This window comes from Bacteroidota bacterium (assembly GCA_030706565.1).
Classification (GTDB): Bacteria; Bacteroidota; Bacteroidia; order Bacteroidales; family JAUZOH01; genus JAUZOH01.
This window is the reverse complement of record JAUZOH010000109.1, coordinates 1-10,804: the sequence shown is the minus strand read 5'-3', so window position 1 is coordinate 10,804 and position 10,804 is coordinate 1. Positions and strand designations below refer to the sequence as shown.

Sequence of the window (10,804 nt, the reverse complement as noted above, 5' to 3'; positions counted from 1 at the left end):
CGGAGCTTCCGGTCATTGAAGAAATAGTCTATCCGGAATGAAGGTAAATGTCCGTTGTAAGTGTTTCCCAATCCCCGGCCCGAAGTGATAAAGGCATCTTCAAGACTGCCCCTCATCGTTTTATAGGTATAGGATACCGGAGTATCATTAAAATCCCCACAAACAATAACCGGATAAGGAGAATGGCGAATCTGGTCGGCAATAATATCCACCTGTTGAGCCCTTTTGATATAAGCTTTCTTCATACGGTTATAAATTTCCCTTATCCCGCGGTTCTGCCGGGCATCATTCTCAACCTTCAGGCTATCAATCAAATCATAATGTTTCTTGGTAAGATGAATGGATTGAAGATGATTGTTATATATTCTTATCGTATCATCCTTAACCTTAATATCCGTATAAATACAAATGTTGTTGGTATTGAAAAAGCGGATACAACCCTTATTTACAATAGGAAAAGCGCTAAAAGTGGCTATTCCGTATAAAGAACTCTTGGTATGATAGGTGGAAACGATATGTGAATAAGGGGTATGCCGGAGTGAATACATCAAGTCCTTTGTCTTGAAGTGGCCTGATTCTGTAGTATAAAACTCCTGGAAACAAATCACAGCAGGCCTTTGCTTTTTTATAAACCGCATATAATCCGTATTCTCTGTTGCCTTGGACCATCCGTATAAATTAAACAGCCGGACATTATATGAAAGCATCTTAAATGTACTGTCGTTCTCAATCTTTTCCTGCTTCCGGTGAAAGGGAAGCTGTACGAAACTTATAATTAAATTCCAACCCAGCAAAATTGTCAAAAGCGACCAGAGAAACTCCTTCCTTCTTTTGATTATCCAATAAAGAACGAAAAAGATATTTATAACCAATAAAAATGGATAAGCCAGGCCAAAAAAAGCAAAAATCCAATACCGTTCAGGACTGATATAAACCGACAGATATGATAACAGCAGCAGGATAACCGCCAAAAAATTCAGGTAAAAAACAATATGGAAAAAAAATTTCTTCAAAAAATTTAATTTATAATCAATTCTGATAAATCATTTTTTAAAAAAATGAATCCTTTTACTTCTTAGTACTGCTTTTAAAAAGTGTCGCTTTTTCTTCACTGGTGAGGCTTTCATAACCTCCTTTTGATATTTTGTCCAGAATCCTGTCGATTTCGGCCTGATCTTCAGCCTGTCTTTTCCTGTATTCCTTGTCATTTACAGGCCGTTTATAGGAGATATTCATTTTCGCCTTTCTCCGCTTAAACAAAGAGAAAAAGCTATCCATCAGATGATCGAAAAAAAAGGCAATGTTTTTTCCCCTCTTATAATTGTAAATGTACATATAACCATAAAGGGCACCCCCGAGGTGTGCGATATGCCCGCCGGGATTCTCAGTGCCAATGCTTATAAGATCAATAATAACGGAAAAAATAGCGATATAAATAAGTTTTACCCTGCCCAAAAACAAAATATTGATGGAATAGTCAGGGATATAAAACGAAATAGCCACAACAATTGCCAGAATAGCTGCCGAAGCGCCCAAAGCAGTTGCCTGTCCAATTACCGAACTAAAAACAGGGAAAATATTAAAAGCGAAAATAAAAAATGCAGCACCGGTGAGCCCCCCCAGCAGGTAAACACTTAAAAGCTTTTTCTGATCAAGGTGTTCAATAAATATCTTCCCAAACCAATAGAGCCATAACAGATTGAATGCAATATGCAAAAAATTCAAATGCAAAAACATATAAGTAAAGACGGTCCAGGGACGAAACAGCAGGTGATTCAAATCGGCTGGCAGAGCAAGGAAATTCAGGATATATCCTTCAAAACTGTCGGAATTTAAACCAAATAAAAAGCATACAGCATTGAAGAATTTGATCAGAACAAAAACCACGATATTGATCAGGATGAGCTTAGAAAGCGAAGTCCCTGATTTGAAATAAGATTTAATATCGTCAATTACTGCCATATTTTTTTAAATTAATCAATAAGACATTTTAAGGTCTGAAGGCTCAATAAAAATTTCTGGATGTCCTATTCCAATATTTAATCAGAATAAAGGCAAAAAGCATCCCCCCCAGGTGGGCAAAGTGGGCGACATTGCTACCCGGCTGAGTTAAGCCCAGATACAATTCAAGAACGAAGTATATGATTACAATATATTTTGCTTTGATGGGTATAGGAGGAAACAGCAACATCAATTCCGTATTGGGGAAGAGCATTCCAAAAGCCAGTAAAACCCCATATATTGCGCCTGAAGCCCCAACCGTAGGAATGTTGATTTTATATTGGACAGCACCATTGATCATCGCAATAGCCTGACTGATATAAGAATCACTTTTAGGATCGTTGCCCCAGCTGGCAATAAAGTCATAAACCTGACGATTAGGATTTGGAATGTGTTTTTTGATAAAAGCAGCAAACAGATCGGGAGAAGGAGTATTCGCAAATGCGTGGGCATCTTTGATCATAGGGGCCAACTGTAAATAATTCACCAGCATATAAAATAAAGCTGCCCCCAAACCTACAATCAAATAAAATGAGAGAAACCTTTTGCTGCCCCAAACCTGTTCCAGCACCCTGCCGAACATCCACAAGGCGAACATATTGAAAAACAAATGGGCAAAGCCCCCATGCATAAACATATGCGTAATCAGCTGATATATCCTGAAATTGGGCGATTGAAACGAATACAATCCCAGGATTTCATTCAGATCCTGACCAAATGTACTTTGATACACATACGTCACCAGCAACATGATTGTGTTGATAATAATCAGGTTCTTGACTACCGGTGGTGTATTCCCATATAGGTTTCCTGTCCTGAAATTTGCCATTGAATATTGTGCTATTTAATTAAAAGTCTGTACCCAAAAATCTTTGTGCCCTACAATTGTCAATTATTCAGCGTTTATTGAACAATCAAAAGACAAAGCTACTAATTAACCCTAATTTCGTCATAACTTTCACAAATTAAAAATTAAAATCTTTTTTCCAGTTCCTCGGTCTGAATAATAGAAATTACGTTTTTCCCTGAAGGAGAAAAATTCGGCAATGCACAGGCAAAAAGATGATCAAAAATCTCCCTCATCTCCTCCGGTTTCAATGATTTCCCGTAATCTATGGCAGAAGCTTTGGCCAGTGAAGAGGCAATTTTTTCAATCATATTTTTTTTAGAATCTATGACCTGGTTTTTATATTCGTTTAAAATGGTTTCGATGATTTCGTGAGGATTGATATTCCCGGCTTCAGCAGGATAGCCATTAATGACCACCGTGTTGTTGCCAAAATCCCTGATATCAAATCCCATCTTATTCACGTCCTCTAAAATCTGGAGCAGCAGGGTATAATCGGCCGCATTCAGTTCTACAGTCTGCGGAAAAAGGCTTTTTTGTTCCACAACCTGATGATTTTCAAAGGCCTTGAGGTATTTTTCATAAAGAATCCGCTCATGTGCCCTCTTCTGGTCAATTACCATCAAACCCGACTTTACAGACAACAAAATATATTTGTTCTTAAACTGAAAAAAAACCGAAGCCACCTTACAATCTTCATCCGCAGTGCTCAATACCGGCTCCTGTTGCCGGCCTCCTCCCTGTTCAAAGCTGTCATGACTTTCCCGGGTTTCCAGTCCGGCATAAAGCTTTTGCCAATTCGACAAATTTTCTTTTTCCTTTGGTGAAGCAGGATTAGGATTATATGTTTTCTTTTTTTCTTCTTCAAAAGGATTATAAAACGGATTGTAATTGATTTCAGGAGTCTTCACCTCAGCCTCTTTATTGAAGAAAGGAATATCAATAAGGCCTTGGGTATTAAAATCTATAGCCGGGACCACATCATTCTTCCCCAATGATTCCCGGACAGAGGAATGGATGATCTGCCAGATGGCTTTTTCTTCTTCAAACTTAATCTCGGTTTTTGCAGGATGAATATTGACATCTATAGTATCGGGATTGACTTCAAAAAAAATAAAATATGCCGGCATCATACCCGAAGGAATCAGTTGCTCGTAGGCTTTCATCACGGCACTATGAAAAGCCGGATGTTTCATAAACCTGCCATTAACGAAAAAGAACTGCATCTGGGTGGTTTTTTTTGCAGATTCCAGTTTGCCTATATAGCCTTTCAATTTTATGATGGAGGTGTCGGTATTCAGATCGACCAGCGCCTGGTTCATATTTTTTCCAAAAACCCGGATAATTCGCTGCCTCAGGTTTGCCTTGGGAAGATTATAAATTTCAGTATTGTTATGGAATAACGAGAACTCAACATCAGGATGTGCAAGCACAACCCGTTGGAATTCGTTTAAAATATTCCTAAGCTCTACAGAATCGGATTTCAAAAACTTGCGCCGGGCAGGAATATTGAAAAATAAATTTTTGACAGCAATATTGGTACCATCGGGACAGGAAACAGCTTCCTGGCTACTCACCTTTGAAGCAGAAATAACCAGTTCGGTACCCAGTTCATTTCCCTTCTGCCTGGATTTCAAGTCCACCTCAGCAACAGAAGCGATTGAAGGCAAAGCTTCTCCCCTGAATCCAAATGTCCTGATGGAAAACAAATCATTAGCATCACGTATCTTAGAGGTTGCATGTCGTTCGAAAGCAAGCCGGGCATCAGTTTCAGTCATTCCGCAACCATTATCCATCACCTGGACCAAGGTCTTACCCGAATCCTTTATTATAACACTTATCTTATCAGCACCTGAATCGACTGAATTCTCCATCAACTCTTTTACAACCGAAGCGGGTCTTTGAATCACTTCTCCTGCAGCAATTTGATTAGCCACCGAATCGGGTAAAAGTCTTATGATATCTGACATTAAACTTTTTTTTAATTCAGAGCAAATTTATTAAAAATTCATCAATTTAGCCCAATCTCTATTTTGTTATAAAACAGACTCTTATTAATTGAAGCTCAGGAAAAATCAGAAAAGTAGAAAAATATCCAAACTGGCTGATAAGAAAATACGAAAAAATTTCGTTTTTTTGCCTTAAATAAAGAAGTATAAAATCAACTATGGCAAAGGATATTGAAGAGATCAAAAAAAATTTTGAAGATGCTCAAAAAGTTTTAAAAATCTTCATGGAGGATGGGAAAAACTGGGAAGCATTTGAAAAAGCAGGAGATGCCATGGTTGAAGCGATTAAAGAGGGGAAAAAAATCATATCCTGTGGAAATGGCGGATCCATGAGCGATGCCATGCACTTTGCCGAAGAGCTTACAGGCAGGTTCCGTGATGAAAGGCCATCGTTCTCGGCTATTGCAATTTCGGATCCTGCGCACATTACCTGTGTTGCAAATGATTATGGATTTGATTATGTTTTCTCGCGCTATATTGAAGGAGTAGGTAAAAAAGGTGATGTATTACTGGCCATTTCAACAAGCGGCAATTCAAAAAATATCGTTCAGGCCGCAATGGCAGCCAAAGAAAAAGGAATGACGGTGGTAGCACTTACGGGAAAAACAGGTGGCAAGCTGGCTACACTTTGTAATTTCGAACTTCGGGCACCCCTTTCAAAATATTCGGACAGGGTGCAGGAGATACACATCAAACTGATACATTCCCTGATCCATTATATTGAAATGGGGATGGAATAGAAATTCTGAACATACCCTAATCTGGTTGACCACAGGTTGGTTTATTTGAGTTGAGCAATACAAACAAACGTTAAACGCCTGCCATGAAAAAATATTCTAAAACCAGTATTTTCCTGGCCTTCTGGGGCATGTTTTTAATCACTTCATGTTATCATGATGATTATTATAAAATATCAAAAGAAGCACAATACCATGGCGTCTTTTTATTTCCTATTGGCCAAATGCCTGTATTTCAGTCAGATTTATTTGATACTTCCGGTTTCCCGGCCTTATCCTTTAATAAAACTGTTCCTCTTGACCTTCCCCGCATAGATGATTATCCCCAACGGGTGCAAACTTTTGTTTTACGGATAATCACAACTAATTTTTTCCCCGTAGAATTTAGTTATCAAATCACCTTTCAGGATATTTCTGGCCAATTACTTTTCCAGGCTTTTAAAACTGAAGATACCATTAGGGCAGCAGAAGTTGATAAAAACGGAACTGTCACTCAATATAGAACCCGCATCATTGATGTACCGGTCGATTCAATCCAGGTAGGAAATATCTGGCATACCAGGTTTGTTCAATTAAACGGGACATGTAATTTCAACAATGCAGATACTTCTCTTTACAAATATTACAAAAATCTTAAACTGGACATTCAATTGAGTGCAAGAGTGACATTCGGTTTCAATACGGCCACACTAAAATAAAACAACTGAAATAAAATCAGGTATTTGCTATCACTTTTAGGCATAATTAAAATCAGAACAGGCGAATGTATTATTAAGTAACAATAAAAGTTATGTTATGATGGCTGTCCGTAAAATAATCATGGAAACTGTCATTCTTTTGATCTGCCCAATGATTGCGTTGAGTCAGCAAAGCAACACATTGTTTTTCATGCACGAGCTTCCACAGGCAAATCTGCTAAATCCGGCTGTACAAATCAGATGTAAATATTTTATCGGCTTGCCTGTTTTGGCCTCCACCCATTTTAACCTAAGCAATACAGGATTCTCCATAAACCAGGCATTAAGAAAAGATGCACGCACCGATTCATTCTATGTCAGGCCCGACAACATTGTCAGACTGGCACACAGGGTCGATTTATTATCCTCAGAACTTCAGGCAAATCTCATTTCATTGGGATACAAGTACAAAAGTTATTACTTCACTTTTAATGTGGCTGATAAGGCTGCAGCCGGATTTACATATCCACGCCAGCTCACTTCCCTGGTTTGGAACGGCAACAGTCAGTATGAAGGCCAGACCGTACATTTTAATAGTTTAAGAGGCAATGCGGTTTATTACAGGGAATATGCCGCCGGCCTTTCCCTTCAGGTCAATGAAGATACATACTGGGGGCTGAGGGTCAAACTTTTGTTTGGGAAAGCGGATATCCATACTTCCCGATCCATATCCAGCTTCACCACTGCTCCGGTCAACTGGGACCTGCGCCTTCGCTCAAATATAAAACTCAACGGCTCGCTTCCGGTATCCATAGACACCAATCAATATGGCCGTGTCAGTGAAATAGAACAAAACGACATAGATATAAGCCATTTTTTGCTAAACTCTGCCAACAAAGGCTTTGCCTTTGATCTGGGTTTTATTTACAACCGCGACTCAAAAACCAGCATTTCGGGAAGTTTGCTTGATGTGGGTTTTATTCACTGGTCATCAGATCTTCATAGCCTGGCACAGAATTCTGAATTTTTTTATTCGGGTACAGGATTCGGATCTAAGTTCACTATGCCTGATTACCTGATTGCTATTCGTGATTCCATAAACCATGCGTTCGGGATCATTCCGGGAGCCAACAAATATTATTCCTTTTTAGCGCCCAAATCATATCTGGGTGTCACTTACAAAATCAATAACAAAACGAAATTAGGGATATTAAACCGCAATGTTTATTACCGTGAAAAAATTCATGCAGCATTAACATTTTCAGCAAATACCAACGTCAGCGATTTTCTGACCACAAGCCTGAGTTATACCCTCATCAACAGCAGCTTTAATAATATCGGATTAGGAATAGGATTACAAAGCCGCAACTTTTTATTTCACTTCATCAGCGATAATATGCTTGCGCCCTTTTATAAAAGCAGCCGCAATTTCGATGTACGCTTCGGGTTCAGTTTCCTTTTCGGCTGCCCAAAAGCAAAAAAATTAAAAAGTAGTCCAGGATGTGCCGGAATTAATGAGAAAAAGACTATTCCCCCAAAAAAGAAAATAACCTTATTCAATCTTTTTTAGGGGTGTTAATATCTACAGCCCTTTTTACCGCATCGGTTCCAAACCGGTTACGGATCATGTCCATGGCAGAATTCAGCCTGGCCATCTGCGGGGTATCATCAAACAGGTCCATTTGCCAGGAACCTTTAACCATACTGCTAAAGCGCACACCTATAAGCCTCACCGGCAGATTACCCGGATAAAGAGTTTCAAAAAGTTCTTTAATCGCTTTGATTAACAGATGGTCGAAAGAAGTAAAAGGGATATGCTTTTCTGCCGTTCGCGTGGTAAAATCGGAATATCTTATTTTTATTGCCACACAGGAAGTCAGGCTTTGTTCTTTTCGAAGATCGTAAGCCAGGTGTTCCACCATGGTAATCAGCACCCTTTCCAGCAGTTCCCTGTCAGAAGTATCCTTCTCGAAAGTCCTTTCATTGCTGAGTGATTTACGTTCCCTGTGTTGAATGACAGGGGTATCGTCCCTGCCATTTGCCTTTTCCCATAAAACCTCCCCGTTTTTTCCGAAAAGCCTCTTCATTGTTCCTGGAGAAGTCTCCCTGAGCATTTGGATGGTCGAAATCCCCATAGAACTTAAAACCTGAAAAGTCTTTTCACCCAGCATTGGAATCTTTTTTATAGACAATGGATCCAAAAAAGCTTGCACCTCATGACGCGGCAAAAAAATGGTTCCGTTAGGCTTAACCTCATCAGCAGCAATTTTTGCAACTGTTTTATTTACGGATAGGGCACAGGAAATAGGCAAGCCAGTGTTTTTTATAATAAATTGCCGCAATTCCTGAGTCCATTTATAACAGTCAAAAAATCTTTCCATGCCCGAAAGGTCGAGATAATGCTCGTCGATAGAAGCCTTTTCATAAACAGGAGCTTTTCCGGCAATGATATCCGTTACCATTTTGGAATATTTCCGGTACAGCTCCATGTGTCCGTTGACATAAATACCATTAGGGCAAAGATGTTTTGCCATCAACACAGGCATAGCCGAATGGACTCCAAATTTCCTGGCCTCGTAACTGCAAGTGGAAACGACACTGCGTCCTGACATGCCACAAACAATAACAGGTTTCCCGATGAGCCGTTTATCCTGCAACCGCTCCACAGACACAAAAAAAGCGTCCAGGTCAAAAAGGGCAATATAACGGTTTAAAGCATCAGGCAATTTATTGACAGCTAATATTTTATTCATTTAAAGTTCAAAACAAAGATAGGTCATTATAACGAAAAATGTCTTCCACACAAAAAATACATTAACCACGGAGACACGGAGAACACGGAGGATAAAGATGGTTTGAAAGTTTGAGGTGGTTTGAGATGATTGGAAATAGTTTGAAATAGTTTGAAAAAGAATGCATTAACCACTGGGATGTTAAACGGGCAAGAACTCTGTGGCTCTCTGTGTAATAATCAAATACAATAACACAGAGACACACGGAGAAGACACAGAGTTACACGGAGATATATTTTAGGATTTCTTAGTGCCTCTGTGTTTATATGTATTACAAATTTATAGTACTTGCACAATCTATCTAATTTATTGTAAATTTGCAAAGGCAGATTAAAATAAAAAAACAAAGCATAAACGCAATTAGTTATGTATTCTATCGTCGACGTTGAGACCACAGGAGGAAGCCCTAAAACTTCAAAGATCACAGAAATAGCTATTTTCCGTTATGACGGCCAGCAAATTTGTGATGAGTTTTCTACCCTGGTTAATCCCGAACAGCCTATTCCTCCTTTCATCACCCAACTGACAGGTATTTCAGATGAAATGGTAGCCGGTGCGCCGAAATTTTATGAAATAGCACGAAAGATTGTTGAATTTACGGAAGACACCATTCTTGTAGGCCATAATGTGCAGTTTGATTATGGTTTCATTAAAAATGAATTTGAAAGCCTGGGTTATCCGTACAGAAGGGAAACCTTATGTACGGTAAGGCTCAGCCGTAAAATGATTCCGGGCAAAAGGTCATACAGCCTGGGAAACTTGTGCCAGGATCTGGGCATTGTAGTAACCGACAGGCATCGGGCTTCTGGCGATGCTTTGGCTACTGTAGAATTATTTAAATTGTTGATTGCCATTAACGGGCGAAAAATTGAACCGGAATATTCACAGATCATTCATTTTATAAAAGCACATAACAGCAATTTTAATCCGGATCTGGTTACCCGTTTACCGAATAAAACCGGAGTATATTATTTTTACAATGAAAAGCATGAAGTCATTTATGTAGGATATGGCAAAAATATATACAGGCGTGTCTTTCTCCACTTTAAAGCAAATAACAAGGCCAGGGCAATTGAAATGAAGAATGCCATTGCGGATATCAGCTATGAAGTTACCGGCAGCGAACTGATTGCAATGATCCTCGAATTCACTGAAGTGGAAAAACTGCAGCCCTTTTATAACAAAAGCAGCACCCGCAAAAGGAAAAAATCCCAGGATTCAATAAATTCCACGAATCCTGACAACAATTATTTTCTGATCGACCAGGGACGAAATGACACTGAATATTCAGTGGTAAAAATCGAAGAAGGGCGCTGTGCAGGCTATGGCTTCCTGGATGTTGAAAATATTGGCAGCCCGGAACTAATGTCAGATTGCATCAAACCTTTTGAAGTGAATTTAAACCTGGAATCTAAAATTCAAACTTACCTCAAGAAACATAAGGTCCAGCAAATCATCAGGTTTTAGACTGACGGAATTTATTGGCGCTGATATATATCATTGAAAAAAAAAAGTTGTCGGGAAAGCAGTAAAAATATGTCAATCACTTACCTCGGATACCAAGGAAGATAAAGATAGTTTGATAGGGTTTGAAGTTTTTTGATTTCTCGCTAAGGCACAAAGACGCTAAAATACATTAACCACAGGGATGTTAATCGGAGAAAACCTCTGTGGCTCTCTGTGTAATGATTAAATACGATAACACAGAGATACACCGAGTAGACATAGAGTTACACATAGT

General features: G+C 39.1%; 9 protein-coding genes. 4 read left to right on the top strand and 5 right to left on the bottom strand.

Translation table 11 applies throughout. The annotated features are described in order from the left end of the window. The 4 genes from Q8907_07570 to mutL form a co-directional block, all read right to left on the bottom strand. Window positions 1–1,013: endonuclease/exonuclease/phosphatase family protein (locus Q8907_07570; GenBank protein MDP4274121.1), on the bottom strand; the 1,013-nt coding region annotated here is incomplete at its 3' end. 55 nt (window positions 1,014–1,068) lie between these two features. Next, window positions 1,069–1,962 carry a rhomboid family intramembrane serine protease gene (locus Q8907_07565; protein ID MDP4274120.1) on the bottom strand — a complete coding sequence of 298 codons (894 nt, stop codon included), beginning with the start codon at window positions 1,960–1,962 and terminating at the stop codon, window positions 1,069–1,071. A 43-nt stretch (window positions 1,963–2,005) separates the two neighbouring features. Continuing rightward, the gene (locus tag Q8907_07560; protein ID MDP4274119.1) at window positions 2,006–2,830 is read right to left on the bottom strand and encodes a rhomboid family intramembrane serine protease; all 825 of its coding nucleotides are present in this window, start codon (window positions 2,828–2,830) and stop codon (window positions 2,006–2,008) included. Window positions 2,831–2,973: 143 nt separating this feature from the next. Further along, window positions 2,974–4,818 (bottom strand): DNA mismatch repair endonuclease MutL, encoded by a 1,845-nt coding sequence (gene mutL, locus Q8907_07555; protein ID MDP4274118.1) that lies wholly within the window; start codon window positions 4,816–4,818, stop codon window positions 2,974–2,976. Between the two features lie 197 nt (window positions 4,819–5,015). Here mutL and lpcA point away from each other — a divergent pair, with 197 nt between their 5' ends. From lpcA to Q8907_07540, 3 genes are all read left to right on the top strand, one after another. Continuing rightward, the gene (gene lpcA / locus Q8907_07550; protein MDP4274117.1) at window positions 5,016–5,597 is read left to right on the top strand and encodes a D-sedoheptulose 7-phosphate isomerase; all 582 of its coding nucleotides are present in this window, start codon (window positions 5,016–5,018) and stop codon (window positions 5,595–5,597) included. Between the two features lie 83 nt (window positions 5,598–5,680). Next, window positions 5,681–6,292 carry a hypothetical protein gene (locus Q8907_07545; protein MDP4274116.1) on the top strand — a complete coding sequence of 204 codons (612 nt, stop codon included), beginning with the start codon at window positions 5,681–5,683 and terminating at the stop codon, window positions 6,290–6,292. 97 nt (window positions 6,293–6,389) lie between these two features. Beyond that, window positions 6,390–7,841 carry a DUF5723 family protein gene (locus Q8907_07540; protein MDP4274115.1) on the top strand — a complete coding sequence of 484 codons (1,452 nt, stop codon included), beginning with the start codon at window positions 6,390–6,392 and terminating at the stop codon, window positions 7,839–7,841. Here the strand turns inward: Q8907_07540 and dinB are convergent. Next, window positions 7,828–9,024, bottom strand: coding sequence for a DNA polymerase IV (gene dinB, locus Q8907_07535; protein ID MDP4274114.1), 1,197 nt, complete (start codon window positions 9,022–9,024; stop codon window positions 7,828–7,830). The genes Q8907_07540 and dinB overlap by 14 nt on opposite strands. Before the next feature lie 405 nt (window positions 9,025–9,429). Between dinB and Q8907_07530 the strand changes: the two genes are divergently transcribed. Then, a complete protein-coding gene (locus Q8907_07530; protein ID MDP4274113.1) occupies window positions 9,430–10,530 on the top strand; it encodes an exonuclease domain-containing protein in 1,101 nt (366 codons plus the stop codon). The last annotated feature ends 274 nt before the right edge of the window (window positions 10,531–10,804 follow it).

Bases quoted from the DNA above. Each gene is read 5' to 3' on its own strand.
- Q8907_07560 (MDP4274119.1), bottom strand. From the start codon at position 2,830: ATGGCAAATTTCAGGACAGGAAACCTATATGGGAATACACCACCGGTA.
- Q8907_07565 (MDP4274120.1), bottom strand. From the start codon at position 1,962: ATGGCAGTAATTGACGATATTAAATCTTATTTCAAATCAGGGACTTCG.
- Q8907_07540 (MDP4274115.1), top strand. From the start codon at position 6,390: ATGATGGCTGTCCGTAAAATAATCATGGAAACTGTCATTCTTTTGATC.
- dinB (MDP4274114.1), bottom strand. From the start codon at position 9,024: ATGAATAAAATATTAGCTGTCAATAAATTGCCTGATGCTTTAAACCGT.
- lpcA (MDP4274117.1), top strand. From the start codon at position 5,016: ATGGCAAAGGATATTGAAGAGATCAAAAAAAATTTTGAAGATGCTCAA.
- Q8907_07545 (MDP4274116.1), top strand. From the start codon at position 5,681: ATGAAAAAATATTCTAAAACCAGTATTTTCCTGGCCTTCTGGGGCATG.
- mutL (MDP4274118.1), bottom strand. From the start codon at position 4,818: ATGTCAGATATCATAAGACTTTTACCCGATTCGGTGGCTAATCAAATT.
- Q8907_07530 (MDP4274113.1), top strand. From the start codon at position 9,430: ATGTATTCTATCGTCGACGTTGAGACCACAGGAGGAAGCCCTAAAACT.